18 protein-coding genes and 1 pseudogene are annotated in these 18,041 nt (G+C 41.8%); 12 read left to right on the forward strand and 7 right to left on the reverse strand.

The window, feature by feature from the left end:
- Nucleotides 1-2: 2 nt before the first annotated feature.
- The 4 genes from JI665_RS17005 to JI665_RS28990 form a co-directional block, all read right to left on the reverse strand.
- On the reverse strand, nucleotides 3-1,958 hold the full coding sequence (locus JI665_RS17005) for an ABC transporter permease (protein WP_206841125.1): 1,956 nt from the start codon (nucleotides 1,956-1,958) through the stop codon (nucleotides 3-5).
- Nucleotides 1,955-2,701 (reverse strand): ABC transporter ATP-binding protein, encoded by a 747-nt coding sequence (locus JI665_RS17010; RefSeq protein ID WP_206841127.1) that lies wholly within the window; start codon nucleotides 2,699-2,701, stop codon nucleotides 1,955-1,957. Before JI665_RS17010 ends, JI665_RS17005 begins: the two co-directional genes overlap by 4 nt.
- Nucleotides 2,702-2,936: 235 nt before the next feature.
- Complete coding sequence (locus tag JI665_RS17015; protein ID WP_206841129.1) at nucleotides 2,937-3,389, reverse strand: hypothetical protein; 453 nt, start codon at nucleotides 3,387-3,389, stop codon at nucleotides 2,937-2,939.
- A 123-nt stretch (nucleotides 3,390-3,512) separates the two neighbouring features.
- Nucleotides 3,513-3,671 carry a Spo0E family sporulation regulatory protein-aspartic acid phosphatase gene (locus JI665_RS28990; protein ID WP_206841132.1) on the reverse strand — a complete coding sequence of 53 codons (159 nt, stop codon included), beginning with the start codon at nucleotides 3,669-3,671 and terminating at the stop codon, nucleotides 3,513-3,515.
- Nucleotides 3,672-3,852: 181 nt separating this feature from the next.
- Here JI665_RS28990 and JI665_RS17025 point away from each other — a divergent pair, with 181 nt between their 5' ends.
- The 6 genes from JI665_RS17025 to galE all read left to right on the forward strand — a co-directional run bounded on the left by JI665_RS17025 (nucleotide 3,853) and on the right by galE (nucleotide 10,031).
- A complete protein-coding gene (locus JI665_RS17025; RefSeq protein WP_206841134.1) occupies nucleotides 3,853-4,320 on the forward strand; it encodes a hypothetical protein in 468 nt (155 codons plus the stop codon).
- Between the two features lie 73 nt (nucleotides 4,321-4,393).
- A complete protein-coding gene (locus tag JI665_RS17030; protein ID WP_206841154.1) occupies nucleotides 4,394-5,083 on the forward strand; it encodes a response regulator transcription factor in 690 nt (229 codons plus the stop codon).
- 14 nt (nucleotides 5,084-5,097) lie between these two features.
- A complete protein-coding gene (locus JI665_RS17035; protein WP_206841161.1) occupies nucleotides 5,098-6,099 on the forward strand; it encodes a sensor histidine kinase in 1,002 nt (333 codons plus the stop codon).
- Between the two features lie 87 nt (nucleotides 6,100-6,186).
- Nucleotides 6,187-6,951, forward strand: coding sequence for an ABC transporter ATP-binding protein (locus JI665_RS17040; protein WP_206841163.1), 765 nt, complete (start codon nucleotides 6,187-6,189; stop codon nucleotides 6,949-6,951).
- Entirely contained in the window at nucleotides 6,926-8,788 is a 1,863-nt protein-coding gene (locus JI665_RS17045; RefSeq protein ID WP_206841165.1) for an FtsX-like permease family protein, read from the forward strand. The genes JI665_RS17040 and JI665_RS17045 overlap by 26 nt, the downstream gene beginning before the upstream one ends.
- Before the next feature lie 250 nt (nucleotides 8,789-9,038).
- Nucleotides 9,039-10,031: a UDP-glucose 4-epimerase GalE gene (gene galE / locus JI665_RS17050; RefSeq protein WP_206841169.1), complete on the forward strand. Its 993-nt coding sequence runs from the start codon at nucleotides 9,039-9,041 to the stop codon at nucleotides 10,029-10,031.
- On the opposite strand, the pseudogene galU reads toward galE, so the two are convergent.
- Nucleotides 10,026-10,885: pseudogene (gene galU, locus JI665_RS17055) on the reverse strand (UTP--glucose-1-phosphate uridylyltransferase GalU). The gene galE and the pseudogene galU sit on opposite strands and share 6 nt — an antisense overlap.
- 156 nt (nucleotides 10,886-11,041) lie before the next feature.
- On the opposite strand from galU, the gene JI665_RS17060 reads away from it, so the two are divergent.
- The 3 genes from JI665_RS17060 to JI665_RS17070 are packed head-to-tail and all read left to right on the forward strand — an operon-like array spanning nucleotide 11,042 to nucleotide 14,165.
- Complete coding sequence (locus JI665_RS17060) at nucleotides 11,042-12,721, forward strand: DUF6044 family protein (protein ID WP_206841171.1); 1,680 nt, start codon at nucleotides 11,042-11,044, stop codon at nucleotides 12,719-12,721.
- 15 nt (nucleotides 12,722-12,736) lie between these two features.
- Nucleotides 12,737-13,774 (forward strand): glycosyltransferase family 2 protein, encoded by a 1,038-nt coding sequence (locus JI665_RS17065; protein ID WP_206841173.1) that lies wholly within the window; start codon nucleotides 12,737-12,739, stop codon nucleotides 13,772-13,774.
- On the forward strand, nucleotides 13,728-14,165 hold the full coding sequence (locus tag JI665_RS17070) for a GtrA family protein (RefSeq protein ID WP_206841174.1): 438 nt from the start codon (nucleotides 13,728-13,730) through the stop codon (nucleotides 14,163-14,165). Before JI665_RS17065 ends, JI665_RS17070 begins: the two co-directional genes overlap by 47 nt.
- 115 nt (nucleotides 14,166-14,280) lie before the next feature.
- Here the strand turns inward: JI665_RS17070 and JI665_RS17075 are convergent, their stop codons facing one another.
- A complete protein-coding gene (locus JI665_RS17075; RefSeq protein WP_244671239.1) occupies nucleotides 14,281-14,781 on the reverse strand; it encodes an MEDS domain-containing protein in 501 nt (166 codons plus the stop codon).
- 227 nt (nucleotides 14,782-15,008) lie between these two features.
- On the opposite strand from JI665_RS17075, the gene JI665_RS17080 reads away from it, so the two are divergent.
- The gene (locus JI665_RS17080; protein WP_206841178.1) at nucleotides 15,009-15,161 is read left to right on the forward strand and encodes a hypothetical protein; all 153 of its coding nucleotides are present in this window, start codon (nucleotides 15,009-15,011) and stop codon (nucleotides 15,159-15,161) included.
- Nucleotides 15,162-15,385: 224 nt separating this feature from the next.
- Nucleotides 15,386-15,586 carry a cold-shock protein gene (locus JI665_RS17085; RefSeq protein ID WP_009335135.1) on the forward strand — a complete coding sequence of 67 codons (201 nt, stop codon included), beginning with the start codon at nucleotides 15,386-15,388 and terminating at the stop codon, nucleotides 15,584-15,586.
- A 314-nt stretch (nucleotides 15,587-15,900) separates the two neighbouring features.
- Here the strand turns inward: JI665_RS17085 and JI665_RS17090 are convergent, their stop codons facing one another.
- Nucleotides 15,901-16,728: a MerR family transcriptional regulator gene (locus JI665_RS17090; RefSeq protein ID WP_206841180.1), complete on the reverse strand. Its 828-nt coding sequence runs from the start codon at nucleotides 16,726-16,728 to the stop codon at nucleotides 15,901-15,903.
- Between the two features lie 99 nt (nucleotides 16,729-16,827).
- On the opposite strand from JI665_RS17090, the gene norA reads away from it, so the two are divergent.
- Complete coding sequence (gene norA, locus JI665_RS17095; protein WP_206841182.1) at nucleotides 16,828-18,015, forward strand: multidrug efflux MFS transporter NorA; 1,188 nt, start codon at nucleotides 16,828-16,830, stop codon at nucleotides 18,013-18,015.
- The last annotated feature ends 26 nt before the right edge of the window (nucleotides 18,016-18,041 follow it).

The raw sequence follows: 18,041 nt of genomic DNA on the forward strand, positions 1-18,041 counted from the left end.
ACTCATCGTGTGTTTTTTTCGCTGACAATTTTGTAGTAAATAGATACGGATGAAACGTAAAAGATTAGATACGTTACCACATATAATCCCATGACTGAAAAAATAATCGTCGTTAAAGAAGGCAAATCTTTTATGATTAGGATGACTGTGTAATATAAAAGGAACCAGCTGTGCAGCAGCCCCAGCAGGAGCGGCGGCAAAAATACGAACAGCAATTGTTTTCGGATGATCTTTTTCATGTCTTTGTCGTCCACACCGATTTTTCGCAGAATGGCGTAGTGTTCCCGTTCTTCTGTAGCTTCGCGGAGCTGTTTAAAGTAAATGACACTCCCTAAAGCAAACAATGCAATAACGGCAAAAAAGGCAACGGAGAACAGGATTAAAGAAGACGACTCCGTATCTACAGAATACATATCAATATAGGCAGAATAATAGGCATCTTCTGTTTTCATAATGAGGTCGTATATTTCTCGTGATACATCATTTGATGTTTTGGGATCTTCGATTTGATAAATTTCAAATGAAGAAAGGGTGTGATGTTCTCTTAAGTTCTCAAAAGCCTCGTTTGAAATAATGAGTACTGAAGGCTGCGGCTTGGTATTGCCGCCAGGGCTCGTTGGGATACTTAACAGCGGGTATCGTATTTTTTCGACTACACGAAATGTATGGTCTTCCAAAACGGTTATTTCAGGCTGAGAACTTTTAAATTTTTCCGGTTTATCAATTCCTCTTGTTAATACAATGGCTTCTTCACCTTTTAGATCTGCTTTTTCACCCATTTTTCGCAAATCAACAATTGCATTTAATTGGGATTCCGGAAAAAGGTAAAATTCCTCGGTGTAATATTCGGGATGGCTAAAAAATGCATTTCTATTTTGAATTTTTTCTGTTTGTATGCCCGTAATGGTCTCATGATCAATGATTGGATGAGAGTCATTCATAATTTGTTCAATTTGTTTTTGAGTTTCAGCATCCTGGGTCGAAAAGGCAATATGGTTCGGGAATTCTTTTTTTACAACTTCACCTTTCACAGCGTAATCTACAGCGATAAATCCGACTGTAAAGATGACAATCGCACTAATCAGTGAATTGAATGTAAAATTGATGGTATTTCCCCGAATGGAAAAACGGAGAGAGGATATCCATAACATTTTACTGCCAATAAAATAATTTTTCCTTTGACTCAGCTTTTGCAGCATCCAGCCGGAAAACTGGCGGAAAAATAAATACGTCCCGGCAATCAGAGCCACAGTTACAGCAGTTAATGTTTCTTTAAAATGGTCTTTCCAGATGTCTGTATCACCTATGGTAATCATATAGTAAGACCCGGCTATCAATATAATGGACAATAATGCCAGGCCAAAAGAAAATGTAAACGATTTATCCATTTTTTCCTTTGCATGAAACAATTCCACTAACTGGACACGCCGGACATTAAAATAACTTTGAATTGTAATGATGATGATTAATAAGGCGAATAACAGAACTGTTGAAACAATCGCTTCCAATGGAAAAGCAAAAGAAATGTCCTCATTGTATCGCATTAAGTTCATTAATACAGCACCGAAAAACTTCGATAGCAATCCACCGATTAAGATACCGCTGGAAACCGAAATCGCGCTCAAGAATAATGTTTCAAAAAAGACCATTGCGGCAACTTGTCTTTCTTTCATTCCGTAAAGTAAATACATGCCGAATTCCTTTTTTCGCTGTTTCATGAAAAAGGAGTTCGCGTACAAAATAAAGAAGACAATAAATAAAAAGACGATCACCGAAGCAAGGGAAATAACCATTTTGTAGTTTTCTTTATTTTGAATGGCTTCGACTACATCTTTGTTAAACATTAGACCAGAGAAGGTAAAGTAAATGACAACCCCGACAAACATGGAAATGAAATAAATGGAATACAAACGGAAGTTCCGCTTCATGTTCCTCCATGATAAATCCACTAAGTTCATCGCCGGCCACTTCCTATAGCACTTTGAATCGTCAGGATGCGGTCAAAGAATTCCTTTTCCGTCTGCTCCCCTTTAAACATTTCGTTGACGATTTTTCCATCACGGAGAAAAACTACCCGCTGACAGTAGCTGGCTGCATACGGATCATGAGTAATCATCAGAACGGTTGTCTTGAATGTTTCATTGAGCAATTGAATTTGTTCCAGCAGCTGGGTAGCAGATCGGGAATCGAGTGCACCCGTTGGTTCATCAGCAAATACAATTGCGGGATTAGTAATAATTGCCCGTGCGGCAGCTGTACGCTGTTTCTGACCGCCGGAAATTTCAGAAGGATATTGATGTAAAATTGATTCAATATTTAAGGCATCAATCAATTTTGCTATTCGCTTTTCCATTTCGGAAACAGGTGTTTTTTGCAGCGAAAGCGGGAGGAGGATATTCTCCTTCACTGTTAAGGTATCCAGTAAGTTATAGTCTTGAAAAATAAATCCCATTCTTTTTTGGCGGAACTCCCGCAGGTCTTTCTTTTTCATATCTAAAAGGGAATTTTCCTCTATCCAAACATTCCCCCCGCTAAAGGCATCAATGGTTGATAGAGTATTCATTAACGTCGTTTTTCCGGAGCCGGAGGGACCCATAATGGCAGTCAATTCCCCCCGTTCAACAGTCAAATCAATATTTTTTAAGACCTGTGTTTTTCCATAAGATTTCGATAGGTTTTTTGTTTGTATCATCTTGGTCATGATTTCGACCTCCTTCTCTACCTACTATACCGGCCATTTTTCCCGCCAGCCATCGATGTAACAGAATGTAAAGTGACACTTTTGTCATGTTGAAGGCAGAGTCGGCAGGATCGAATGCAGACGATCTTATTGAAGGGAAAAAAACAAGCAGACGCATTGACATGGACTGCTTGTTTTTCGACTTAGTTGTATGTGCATTTTTTGAGGCACTGCTTCTCGGCTTGTCCTTTTCTATTTAATGCTGATACTTTTCTTTCCTTATAAAACTAAAATGCCAGCGCATATAAAGGCAGGCTCCAATATAATAGATGGCTGACCACCATACTTGCCAGCCCTTATATACTACGTAGCCAAAGTAACTGGATAGGACTTCGTAACATACTGAAAAACCGACCCAAAACAAAAGGTAAAGCAAAAATTTCTTCTTTGGTTTAGGCATGAAGTTAACATATAGGATTCCGAATGTTGCCGGCAGGGTGATTTCAATAAATAAATCAAAAAGCTGGGGACCTGGATCCATTAAGTCGTATAGGTCTAAAACATGCCCAAAAATCAAATCTGCAAGGAGCGCATTTAGAGTGACAGCCAGCCAGGTTGTATAAAGCTCCTGCCGGGTTAATTTTAATGGAATAATGAAAATCAATATAGAGTTGATAGCAAGCGTTGTTATTGTTAAGATATAAACCATTCAGATTCTCCGGGTTTTTATAGATTTATTTCTTATCTATCTTGCCCTCTTTTTGAAATTTATCTGCTTATTTGGCGGAGAAGTGAGTTTCTATTAAAAGTAGTTCATTTACTGTAATGAATCCTATTTACATTTGGACTGGAACCTAAAGATAAGTTCATCCAATATCTGACTGTTTTTTATAGTATCAGGATGCTCTAAACCTTTCTTTATTCCAGTTTCAATAAGTGTTTTTCTAAAAAGTTGAATCTTCCTTCTAAGTTCACTGCAAAAATGACACATTTATTTACTCCTTTAAATAATAAAAGTCCAGGAACTATTATTGCAAATTAAGGAAAAACATTGAATCATTTCGACAAAACTAGTCTCTAAATGACAAAAAATTAATAAACAGAGGAGTGTTTTGAGAGGATTGAATTACCGCTTAATGCAAATAATATCTAAAAACTTTCCGGAGTGGAAAATGATCTTACAAATTGCCTCAGGTGCTGTGTTTAATTTGATATTATATAAGACCATTAAAGGGATATCAGCCAATAAAATTGTCCATATTTGGGTTTTTACTATTGCATTCCAACTATTCTTTGATATTTTTATCGATCTAAAGTACAAAGGATACTGGTACTTTACTCAAGGAATAGACTGGGTAGCACTTCCTGCTTACACAATCTTAATTCCGCCCATAAATTTGATGTTTATCAATTGGTACCCTTTTAATGGATCTTTCATGAAAAAGGTAAGTTACTTTCTTATTTGGGAAATTTTCCTGCTGACCTATGAATCTATTGCCATGCTGCCTCATCCATTCGGCTTTTTTCATTATGGCTGGTGGAGTATATGGTATTCTGCCATTGTTAATCCGATTCTATTAACCATACTTATTGGGTATTACAAATGGATTAGTGTATTAGAAAAGAAAGCTTGTGTCTAAAAAGGGCTGCTGAGGCAGCTCTTTTTTTCCTGTTCTCCTTATGGCATAATTTTCTAGACAAAGGAGTGAGAGGATGCAGAAAGTATATATTATTGAGGATGATCCGAAAATCGCGGAGCACCTGCAGTCACACTTAGTGAAGTATGGGTATGATGCTGCGGCTGCGGAACAGTTCGATGATGTGATGGGGGAATTTCATAAGCATAAACCGGATCTTGTGCTCCTGGATATTAATCTTCCGAGCTTTGATGGCTATTACTGGTGCAGGCAAATCCGCAAGGAGTCGATTTGTCCGGTTATCTTCATTTCCGCACGGGTAGGGGAGATGGACCAGGTGATGGCGCTTGAGAATGGCGGCGATGATTTCATCACCAAGCCGTTCCATCCAGAAATTGTGATGGCGAAAATCCGCAGCCAGCTTCGGCGGGCTTACGGGGAATATGCCACGCAGGCCCAGGAACGAGTTCTCGAGGCAGAGGGATTGAAGCTGTTTCCGGAAAGGCTGGAATTGTGTTTCCGTGATAAAACCGTTCCGCTGTCCAAAAAAGAAGCTGATATTATTGAGAATTTACTGGAGCGGCACCCGCGTGTGGCCGGGCGTGAAGACCTGCTGGAAAAGCTGTGGGATGAACAGGTCTATGTGGATGAGAATACGCTGAATGTGAATATGGCGAGGGTAAGAAAAAAATTTGAGGCAATCGGGCTTTCAGGAGCGGTCGAAACAGTGAGAGGCGCAGGCTACCGTTTGATCGTTACCTGGTGAAAGGCTGGAGAAACATGAAATTATTCCTTAAAGAGCATGCGTTACTAATCGCTGTACAGGTCGTTCAATTTTTTATGATTCTGGCCATTTACTGGCTGGATGGCTATCGTCATCTATTGCCAGCCCTTTATGGCATCTTTCTCGGCTTATTCTTTCTCACGGCATACCTGACATACCACTATTTTAGCCGCCGCAAGTTTTATAAGAGGCTGACGGAGGAACTTGCTTCCCTTGACGATTCTTTTCAAACAACAGAGAACTCACCGATTTCACAGGCGCTGGATCATCTGCTGAAGGAACAGTACAGACATTACCAGACGAGAATTAAAGAGCTGGAATCCAGGCAGGAGGAGCATCTGAAGTTTATGGATCAATGGGTCCACCAGATGAAAACCCCGCTTTCTGTCATTGAACTGATTGCGCAAAACCTGGATGAACCTGATTCCTCCAGTATTCGTGAAGAGACGGATCGGATGAAAACGGGCTTGAACACCATCCTCTATATGGCGAGACTCCGGACGATCGAACAGGATTTTCATATAAAACCCGTACACTTATCCCAAATCATTCATGAAGTGAATGGAGAAAACAAACGGCTTTATATCCGGAACGGGGTGTATCCAAATCTCCTGCAGGAGAAGCAGGACATGATCGTGGAGACAGATGAGAAATGGCTTTTCTTTATGCTTTCTCAGCTGATCAATAATGCGGTCAAGTATTCCAGAGGGAAAAGCAATCGAATTGATATTTCCATTTTTGAAAAAAACGGAGAAGCTGTTTTAGAAGTGAAGGACTTTGGCGCCGGGATTCCGGAATCAGACAAGCGCCGTGTGTTTGAACCTTTTTATACGGGTGAAAATGGACGGAAATTCAGAGAATCCACAGGTATGGGGCTGTACTTGACGAAGGAGGCAGCCGATCATCTTGGCCATCGCATTGAGCTGGAATCCAAGATGGGGGAAGGGTCTCTTTTCCGGCTGATCTTTGGAAAAACACAGAACCTTACAGCCTTGTAAGGTAAGTGAAAGAGAAATCGATTTTTTGAAATGGGTATAGAAGATATACTGATCACAAGTCAACTGAATGTGAAAGGAGAACTTGTGATGCTAAAAGTGAAGCAAGTAAGCAAGATTTATGAAGGAAAGATCGCCTATCGTGCGTTAACAGATATTAACTTAACCATTGATGAAGGTGAGTTCGTCGGAATCATGGGTCCTTCGGGAAGCGGAAAAACGACACTGCTGAACATGATTGCCACCATTGATGAACCGACAACAGGGGAAATCCTGATCAATGAAAGAAATCCCCATGTCTTAAAAAAAGAGGCATTGGCCCAATTCCGCCGCCGTGAATTAGGATTTGTCTTCCAGGACTTCAACCTTCTTCATACCTTGACGGTTGAAGAAAATATAGTCCTGCCGCTAACATTGGACGGGAAAAAAGTGAAGGAAATGAAAGACAAGGCATACGAAATCGCTGAAAAACTGGGAATTACAGGCATTATGAAAAAGCGGACGTATGAAATATCAGGCGGACAGGCGCAAAGAGTGGCTGTGGCTAGAGCGATGATTCATACGCCGAAGCTGCTGCTGGCGGATGAACCTACAGGGAATTTGGATTCCAAGTCTTCCAAAGATGTAATGGAAATGCTTGAGTCGATTAATAAAATTGAGAAGACAACCATGATGCTCGTCACACATGATGCGCAGGCCGCGAGCTATTGCAACAGGGTCGTCTTCATCCGTGACGGAAAATTCTATTCGGAGATTCACCGCGGTGATAACCGCCAGGCTTTTTTCCAGAAGATCATTGATACACTTTCTTTGCTTGGAGGGGATGCACATGACCTTTCGTCAGTTCGCGTTTAATAACGTCATACGGAACAAACGCTTATATGCAGCCTACTTCCTCAGCAGTTTATTTACAGTCATGGTCTTCTTTACCTTCTCGATTTTTGCGAATCATCCAGCATTAAGCGGGGATGGCATGAACTCAACTGTAACGAAGGGAATGAATGCAGCAGCAGGCATTATCTATGTGTTTTCGTTCTTTTTTGTTTTATATTCTATGAGTTCTTTTCTGCAGTCCCGGAAAAAAGAGTTTGGGTTATTAATGATGCAGGGCATGTCCATGAAACAGATTCGTCTCATGGTGTTTTTGGAAAATATGCTGATTGGCTTTCTGGCAACCTTAAGCGGAATTCTCCTCGGCGTTGTATTTGCAAAGGCGATTTTGCTGCTGGCTGAAAATGTGCTGATTATTGAGCGGGCACTGTCTTTTTATTTTCCAGTGAAGGCCATCCTGATCACCTTCATTTCTTTTATTATTTTATTTTTCTTTATCTCCTTATTTGTGACGTATGTTCTGCGCAGCAAAAAGCTGATTGAATTAATTAAGGGAAATAAAATGTCAAAGGGTGAGCCAAAAGCGAATCTTTTCTTAACGATGCTGGCTGTCCTATTATTAGGTGCGGGGTATGCTGCTGCACTAATCGCAAAAGGGTTAGTCGTTGTAGCGGCAATGGTGCCGGTGATCATCGTTGTCTGCATTGGCACCTACCTGTTATTTACGCAATTAAGTGTTTATATTATTAGAAGATTAAAGAAAAATGAACGTGTTTTTTGGTTTAAGACCAATATGCTGCTGTTTTCAGATCTGGCCTTTCGCATGAAGGATAATGCACGAACCTTCTTCATGGTGGCGATGGTTTCAACAGTTGCGTTCAGTGCAATTGGTTCTTTATTCGGTTTTCAAACCGTGCTGACCTCAAACATAAAAAATGTCAATTCCACAACGTTTTCCTATAAAACTTCTGAAGAAAATGAAGTGAAGAATGTTGAGTTTATCAATCAAACATTAAAGGAAGAAAAGATTGAAGCGGATTCGGAGCATACTGTTTTACGCTACTTTGAAGTTGGCGGGGATTCCATTCTGATTGCGGGTCAATCCGATTTTAACCGCTTTGCCGAGCTCATTGATGAAGATCCGGTTGACTTAAAAGACGGGCAAGTAATGACAGTTGAGTTTGAAGGGACCAACTTCGGGCAAACGAAGGAACTCCTGAATGAAACGATTACACTGAAGTCCGGCACTGTTTTAAAGCCAGAGGAAGCCATTCATTCGAAAGCACTGCCGGCAACAGATTCCTATTTTATCGTGTCAGATGAAGACTATCAAAAGCTTCCTGAACCAGAGTTTCAGGAAAGCTATTACGCCTGGCAGGCAACAGATGGAGAGGAAAGGGTAATGGCTGCCTCTGAAAAGCTGTACAAGGAACTGCCAAGATATGAAATTACATCAGTAGACTACGAAATATATGAGATTATGAAAGGCTACGGGCCCATTTTATTTGTCGGTCTGTTTATCGGGATTGTCTTTTTCGTATCAGCCGGCAGCTTCCTGTACTTCAGGCTCTACATGGACCTGGATGAAGATAAACAAAAATTCAGATCGATTTCCAAGATGGGGTTAACCGAGAAAGAGCTGAAAAAGGTTTTAAACAGACAGACTATGATTCTGTTTTTCGCGCCGATCCTCGTCGCTCTTATCCATGGTGCTGTAGCCCTGACAGCGTTATCGAACCTGTTCTACTTTAACCTGTTTAAGGAATCAGTTGCTGTTCTGAGTGTTTTCCTGGCCATCCAGGTTGTTTACTTCTTTATAGTGCGCTTTTTCTATACGAAGCAGATAAAGGCATCGATTTAAATTTAATTAGAATTGTGGGGGCCAGATGAATCTGGCCCTTTTTTAATTGAAAATGACAAGGGAAAGGGGAATGGAAAACCGGTCAGAGGAGTCCGAACTTGGAGCCACTTCGGACAGGAAAAGGAGAAATCCGAACAGAAGAGCCGATTCTGATACTCATTCGGGGAATGAGGGACTCCGCAGTTTTATCATACTCACCCTCAAAGCTGCATATAGAAAAGAGAATATAAACCTATGCAGGAGTGATGGAATGGCAATCTTGGTTACAGGAGGAGCAGGTTATATTGGTTCACATATTGTAGATCTACTCATTCGAAAAGGGTATGAAACAGTGGTAATTGATCATTTGGCTGCGGGCCACAGGCAGGCGGTCCATCCGAAGGCAGCCTTCTATGAGGGGGATATCAGATCGCAGGATTTTCTGAATAGTGTCCTTTCCAGTGAGCGAATAGAGGCAGTCTTTCATTTTGCGGCATCATCCCTGGTAGGGGAATCGATGAAAAATCCTCTAAATTACTATGATAATAATGTACTTGGTTCTCATAGCCTCCTAAAAGCTTTAGAAGCACATAAGGTTAAACAGCTTGTGTTTTCGTCCACCGCCGCAGTATATGGTGATGCGAAAAGCCAGCCTATACGGGAAGACGCGCCGCTCAAGCCTGCAAGCCCGTATGGCGAGACAAAGCTTGCCATTGAACGGATGCTCCATTGGTGGGCGCAGGCATCAGGAGCCAGGTTCGTGTCGCTCCGTTATTTTAATGCTGCAGGGGCAAAGGCATCAGGGGAGATTGGCGAAGACCATCAGAACGAGACACACCTGATCCCGATTATCCTGCAGGCGGCACTTGGAAAAAGAGAATCTGTCTCCATTTTTGGTGATGATTATCCAACAAAGGATGGTACTTGTATAAGGGACTATATTCATGTAGAAGATTTGGCTGAAGCCCATCTGCTGGCACTCCGTTACCTGAAAGAGGGAGGGGATAGCACTGTCTTTAATCTGGGGGGCAGCAAAGGGATTTCTGTAAAAGAAGTAATTGAAACCGCAGCTGAGGTAACAAACAGATATTTTAAAGTGACGATTGCTCCCCGTCGGTCTGGAGACCCGGCAGAACTGGTTGCTTCATCAGAAAAAGCAAGGTCAATGCTGAAATGGGAGCCACAAAAAACAAGTATCCGCCAGATCATCGAGGATGCCTGGAGCTGGCACAGGTCCCATCCTGACGGATATCGCAAATCATAATCGAATCTGCCTTAAGTATTGTGAAAATTTCTCCTTCAGTTCAGGTCTTTGCAGGGCATAATCAATCGAGGCTTTAAGAAAGCCAAATTTATCTCCAATATCATAACGGCTTCCCCGGATCAGGTACGAATAAATTTTTTCCCGGCGAAGCAAAGCATGGAGGGCATCTGTCAGCTGCAGCTCGCCTTTGCTGTCGGGCTTCCGTTCTCAAGCATGTCAAAGATCGACGGTGTTAAGATATAGCGGCCAATAATCGCATGGGCAGATGGGGCTTTTTCAGCAGGAGGTTTTTCCACGAGGCTATCCACTTTGTATAATGGGCCCCTCTGTTCTGAATAGCCGACAATTCCATATTTATTGACTTCAGACAAAGGAACCTCACTGCATCCGAGGATGCTTGCCCCTGTTTGGTTATACTGCTCAATCATTTGCAGCATGGCAGGAGGCTCCCCATCAATTATATCATCGCCAAGGAGGACGGCAAACGGCTCCCTGCCAATGAACTTTCTCGCGCATAAAATAGCGTGCCCCAATCCGAGCGGCTCCTTTTGCCTGACATAATGGATATCAGCCATATTGGTTATTTCGCGAACTTCCTCAAGCATTTCAAGCTTTCCGGTTTTCTGCAGCAGCAGCTCCATTTCAACCGATTTATCAAAGTGATCTTCAATAGCCCGTTTGTTTCTACCGGTTATGATGATGATATCTTCAATCCCGGAAGCAATGGCTTCCTCGACAATGTATTGAATGGCGGGCTTGTCGACAATGGGGAGCATTTCCTTTGGCTGTGCCTTTGTGGCCGGCAGAAACCGGGTTCCAAGGCCTGCAGCGGGAATGACCGCTTTTTTAATCATTTAATTCCCCCTTTATTTAGAAATGCTGTCACCTATTTTTATGAGCGGGCAGGTTGTATTATCCCTTTATGGTGTGAATTAGGCTGTTCGGGAATATTTTGGACGTGTTCGTGAACCCTAAGCCTGTAAATAATCTTGAACCTAGAGGTGTAGAGATTGCTTTTGAAAAAAAATACAGCCGAGAAAAATCTCCTTATTCTCGCCATTATTGCTTTGGTCCTGTTTGTATCCCCTTTGTATATATTAGGTGAAAACGCGCATATCCGCGTTCATGATAATCTGGATTCCAATCTGGCCTGGTATAAAGTCCTGGCTGAAAGCGGGCAGCTGACAGGTTCAATAGATGCTGTTATTCCGCAGATTATAAATGGAAATCTGTCCAGAAATGCATTTGGCTCTGAATTTACTTTAATTGTGTGGCTGTATGCCCTCTTCCCGACGATGATTGCCTATGCACTCAGCCAGACGATTACAAGGGTATTTGCCTTTATCGGCATGTATTTGCTTTTGAAAAAGCACTTCCTTAAAGAAGAGAAGTGGGGACCCATTACGATTGGGACAGCTCTAGCTTTTGCTTTCACGCCATTTTGGCCTTCCGGTATGCTGAGCACGCTTGGGATGCCGCTTGCGCTCTGGGCGTTTTTAAATATCAGGCAAGGGGAAAGATCCTGGAAAAATATCCTGGTCCTAACTCTATTGCCATTATACTCGAGCATCGTTCTTGGATTTTTCTTTTTCCTGAGCGCCATGGGGATATTTTGGCTGACAGATGTAATCAGAAAAAGAGCATGGAATTGGCCATTTATACTGTCCATTGCCTATATGACTGGAATCTTTTTTATCGTGGAATACAGGCTTGTTTTTTCCTTTTTGTTTGACGATGAGCCGAACAGCCGGGATGAATATTTTCATGCGAGATTAACCTTCTGGCATTGCGTGAGGCTGACATTAAAAAACTTTGCTCTAGGGCACCACCATGTTGCCTCGATGCATACTCTGGTCATTCTTCCGCTGATGTTCGTGGCGCTATTTATGACGAAAAGGCAGAAAAATTGGAAGAAGGAAAAGGTGTTTTTATTTCTTTTCTTGCTTAACTTTGCCCTATCAGCATGGTATGCCTTCTGGTTTTACAAAGGCTGGATGCCGCTTACAGAGCGTTACCATGTTCTGGATACATTCAACTTTGCCAGGTATCATTTTTTAAGGCCTCTGGTTATCTATGTGCTTTTCGCGCTCTCCTTGAAAATCATTTGGTCCCATGGACCGTTCTGGAGGCGGCTGGTTCCGGTTTTTGTGCTGGGGCAGGTGATTACCGTTTCATTTTTTAACGAGGAAATCCTTTTTCAGGATAAGCCAACGATCAAGCAATTTTATGCTGAAGAGCAGTTCTTGGATGTTAAAAAATATATTGGGCAACCGCAGGAGGAATACCGTGTTGCAAGCATTGGCCTTCATCCTGCCATTGCCCAGTATAATGGCTTCTACACGCTGGATACGTATAATAATTTTTACCCCTTAACATACAAATATCAATTTCGGAAAATCATTGAGAAAGAACTGGAAAAAAACAAAGGTATCCGGATTTATTTTGATGAATGGGGCGGAAGGTGCTATCTCTTTACGGACGAGCTTGGAAAGCATTATATGTTTAAAAAGCGGACGAAAAAAAGGCTGAAGAATCTTGAGTTGAATACAGAAGCCTTTAAGGCCATGGGCGGTTCTTATCTTTTTTCATCCGTCCCGATCGACAATGCTGAAGATAATCAGCTTAGGCTGGAGAAGGTTTTTGAATCAAAAAGCTCTGTGTGGAAAATCTACCTTTATAAAGCCATATAAGCAGGGGGAATTAGAATGACCAACCCGGTACTCACCATCGTAGTTCCTTGCTATAACGAAGAGGAGGTACTGCAGGATACCATTGATCAGCTGAATGGGCTGCTTGAAGAATTACTGAATGAGGATCTTGTTTCTGATAAAAGCAAAATATTGTTTGTGGATGATGGCAGCAGGGACAGGACCTGGCAGATCATTTATAAGCAGAGCCTGAATAACCCAAAAGTACGGGGGCTGAAGCTTGCCAGAAATGCAGGACATCAGAATGCCCTGCTTGCGGGATTAACAGCCGCAGGAAAAATATCGGATTGCACGGTTTCCATTGATGCCGATCTTCAGGATGATATTGCCGTGATCCGGGAGTTTATCCTGAAATTCCGTGAAGGATATGACATTGTCTATGGAGTAAGGAAAAAAAGGGACAGTGATACGTTTTTCAAAAGAAGCACGGCACAGGGATTTTATAAACTAATGAAGAAAATGGGCGTAGATCTTGTCTATAATCATGCTGATTTCCGCCTGATGAGCAAGCGTGCCCTGGAAGAGCTGCAGCGCTATGAGGAAACCAATCTTTTTTTACGCGGAATTGTGCCCTTGCTGGGCTATAAAACGGCCCATGTTTACTATGACCGCAAAGAGAGGCTTGCCGGAGAAACGAAGTATCCTCTGAAAAAAATGCTGGCCCTTTCCTTTGAGGGCATTACTTCTTTTTCCGTGACGCCGATCCGGATGGTATTGGCATTGGGGATCGGTTCTTTTTTTATCAGCTTTCTATTTGGCCTCTACTTCCTAGGATTGCGCTATTTTGGCGAAACGGAAACCGGCTGGACATCATTAATCGCCTCGATCTGGATGCTTGGGGGGCTTCAGCTGACAGCTATTGGCCTGGTGGGGGAATATATCGGGAAAATCTATAAAGAGACAAAACGCAGACCTAAATTTTCGATTGAAGTAGATGCGTTTAATTTACCGATTTCCCGCCATTTAATTACGGACGGAGACCATGATGATGAGTTCGCGGACATTCATTTTGGAACATTATCTGAAACGAACTGATACCTTTATTCGATTTTTGCTTGTGGGAACATTGAATACAATTGTCGGGCTATCTATGATATTTATGCTGCTGGATTTGGCGGGGATGTCGTATTGGACTGCAACATTTCTGGGAAACAGTGCGGGGGCAGCGGTCAGCTATTTCCTCAACAGATCGTTCACCTTTAGGAGCAGGGCCCGCATTCAAAGCAGTGCGGTGCGCTTCATTTTCATTCTGTTTTTGTGCTATATTCTTTCTTATTCCATAAGCGGCATGGCTGCAGAGTTTATCCAGACTTTTACCCTGCTCGGGCATGATGTTTCGCCTGAAGAGCTTGCGGTTCTTTTGGGAGCGGGCATTTACACATCAACTAACTATATCGGGCAAAAATACCTCGTTTTTACTAAATAGTGAAACTATTGCCAACAAAGCAGGTTTGGGAATGTTACGGGGGAGCCAAATTAGTCTCACGTATTAAAGGTGAGACTAATTTTATTTACAGTAAATCCTGTCTGTATTTTTCTGTTCATTCATTTACAAAAAAATTATGGCAAAATAGAAGACTTTCTTTTAATTCTTGACTAACCCTGTCTGAATCGTAGGCACAAACAGACAGAAGTTTTGTTTTGGCAACAATTAGATCAGCTTCTTTTTCAGATGCCGATAATTTTTTGCTGACTTCCAGTTCGTCACGCCATTCGACATGAGCCCAGCTCCGGACAGTTAAATCCTGTTCTGAATAACCTTCAATTAAGTTTGGGAGGTAATCGAAAATAGAATTAACTCTAAAGTCCCCCTTGGCATAATAGAAGTCATAATTATTGATGAACTTTACTTTTTTCAGGCAGCTCTTATTTAACTTCATTGTGAGGCTTTCCTTAATCAGTGGAGTCATTCGGTCATTTTCTATAATGATGGAGTATTCATTTCGTTCTAATCCGGAAAGAACAAATTCCATAACATTTGAAATATATTGGTCCTGGTTCTTGAAGAAATATAATACATGTCCCTTAGTAAGGTCTTGCATAGTATGAACTTCTTTTAGATGTATCCTTTCCAAATTTGCACCCCGCAGAATTCTGACATTTTATGCCTGCTAATTCAGTTTATCATACTTTGATCTTGAAAAGGGTTCATCAGGGAAAGGAGAAATTCGTCTTTCGAAACCCTTGTTGATTGATTGTAAATAAAATGCAATAGTGTTACCCTGAAACGACATAGTGCATTTCCTATGTAAAAAGGAGCGAATACACTATGCTTAGTAAGGAAGAAAACTTACTATTTATTAGAGAACTTGGACGTTTGCAGGCTGATTTTGAGAACTGCAGCGATGATCAAGTATGCAACAGCATTCATCAGGATATTCTTTTACTTCTTAAGGCTCTATCTATGACTGCTATGAAATAGCAGTTTTTTTTGTTTAATATTTGAAGTGTGAGTACGCTCGAATGGAGATACGATGTTTTCTATTGTGTGTTTTCTTGCATATAATTCTGAAAAGTGTTAATCTGAATAAGAATTATTTTTGTTCGGTGTAAAGGATAGTTTGAGTAAAACTTTACGTCTTGATGATCACTGAGAGCAAGGATAGTAACACAATGTGTGTTGATACGCACAAGGAGGCAACAAAAATGGAAAATGGTAAAGTAAAATGGTTTAACAGTGAAAAAGGCTTCGGATTCATCGAACGCGAAGGTGGAGAAGACGTATTCGTTCATTTCTCAGCTATCCAAGGCGAAGGTTATAAATCTTTAGAAGAAGGTCAAGAAGTGACTTTCGATGTTGAGCAAGGTCAGCGTGGAGCTCAAGCAGCTAACGTGCGTAAAGCTTAATTATATAACCAAACTCAGGGCAGGCTCTTTATGGGCCTGTTTTTTTGTGTGAAAAATTAGGAAGTAAAAATTTTGAGCGTCGATTACTGTCTAGCTCCAGCGCCTACCCCCTCGAGGTCACAAGCCAAGCCTCCCAAAAAGGCAAAGGACGCCTTTCCGGGAGGCTCGTCTTGTGCTTGTCGGGGGTGGACAAGGCGCTTACGCTTTTCTAATAAGGAACCCTGCTCACGAATGAGCAGGGCACATGTACACGGTAAATCAAATGGTAAATCAAGTGTATCATATTATTGTGAATTTTCCTAACCGCGGGAATCCTATCCCCGGTGAACCTGCATCATAATTTTAGTGACATAATGCTCCTTATCATTCTGTACTACGGTATCATAAATGTACTCTTCAAAAACATGCTCCCCTAAGGTTAAATGCAGCCGTTCCATCTCTGAGAAAAGGCGCTTATAGGTATCGGTGATAGTTTTTTCGCTCCCAACATGATAGCCGATGAGGAAATCACCTTTTACGGCCCGAAAATATGGATGTCCCTCCTTTGGATTGGGCTGCTCGATATACAAATAGCTGTAATTGGAGAATTCCCCTTTCAGCACCTGCTCCCGCTTTGTTATAGATCCGATCGGATATCCTGAATCAAGCTGTGAAAGCTGCAATTCATTAATAAAATCCGAGATGACCTCCACAAATTCTTCATCTGGTATATTTTGAATGTTCCTGCTTAGATATAGGGTTGCTTCCGGCAATGGCTGAAGCGTAATCCTATTAAAATCAAGCTGAGAAGCTTCTTCCATTAATCCGATTTTGGCCTCGATCATTTTCTCCTTCATTTCGATTTCCTGCCGTTTTTTTACAATTTCCTCTTTTTTCCGGTACATGATGGATAGAAAGCTTTCGGGCGATTTATTTTGCATGTACTGCTGAATATCGTTAAGCGACATGCCAAGATCCTTTAATAAATCAATCACAAAAAATAACTCTAATTGGTGAATGGAATAATAGCGGTAGCCTTTTTCATTTTTCTTTACCGGGGACAAAATCCCGATTTGATCGTAATAAAAGATTGTCTGCTTGTTAACCTTGCAAAGCTTTGCGAATTCACCAGTCGTTAAATATTTGCCATCTTTTTTACTCATTTTTTACATCACTGCCCTTGACTATATAGTTACTATATACACTAGGATAAAACGTATAATTAAATCAAGTTTGATTGTTTTGTAAGGAGTATGATATAGATGAAAACACAAAAAATCACTTTAGGATTATTATTGACGAATTTATTCATAGCCTTTCTGGGTATTGGACTGGTCATTCCTGTCCTGCCTACCTTGATGAATGAATTGGGCATAACTGGCACTACCATCGGGTATTTAACAGCCGCTTTTGCATTGGCCCAGCTGATTGTTTCCCCGTTTGCAGGGAGAGCAGCCGATAAATGGGGCAGGAAGGTCATGATTGTTACCGGCCTATTTATTTTCGGCCTTTCTGAATTTTTATTCGGGATCGGCAAAGAGATCGAGCTGCTGTTCGTTTCCCGGATCTTGGGCGGAATTAGTGCGGCCTTTATTATGCCGGCCGTGACAGCCTTTATCGCTGATATCACGACGACGGATACCCGTCCAAAGGCACTCGGGTATATGTCAGCCGCTATTAGTACCGGATTTATTATCGGTCCCGGCATCGGCGGGTTTTTAGCGGAATTTGGTACGCGAGTGCCATTCTTCTTTGCGGGTGCAATGGGTGCACTTGCAGCAGTGCTTTCGATGATTTTATTATCTGAGCCTGAGCGCACTGAAGAGGAAAATCAGGAAGGGGCAGTAGAGGGCAGAGGCGGCTTCCGACGCCTGATGGAGCCAAAATATCTCCTGGCCTTTATTCTGATTTTTATTGCCTCATTTGGGCTGGCTGCTTTTGAATCATTCTTTAGCTTATTTGTGGATCACAAGTTTGCTTTTAAACCATCAGATATCGCCATTGTAATCACGGGAGGGGCCATTTTCGGAGCCGTATCCCAAATCCTCCTGTTTGACCGACTGACCCGCATTTGGGGCGAAATCAAACTGATCCGCTACAGCTTAATACTATCCAGCCTGCTTGTGTTTTTAATGACTGTTGTTAATTCCTACTTCTCGATTTTACTTGTAACCTTCATTGTGTTTGTAGGATTCGACTTATTTCGCCCGGCTGTCACTTCCTATCTTTCGAATATCGCCGGCAATGAACAAGGCTTCGTTGGCGGCATGAACTCGATGTTTACAAGCCTCGCGAATATAAGCGGCCCTATTATTGGGGGAATGCTGTTTGATATCGATATTAACTATCCTTATTATTTTGCAACGGTCATCCTGGCATTTGGGATTGGATTGACGCTGGTATGGAAGAAGCCTGCAGAGAAGGCATCCAAAGTGGTCAAGGCAGTATAGCTAATTAAAATACACATTATAAAAAA

Source organism: Bacillus sp. NTK034 (genome assembly GCF_017303275.1).
GTDB lineage: Bacteria > Bacillota > Bacilli > Bacillales > Cytobacillaceae > Cytobacillus.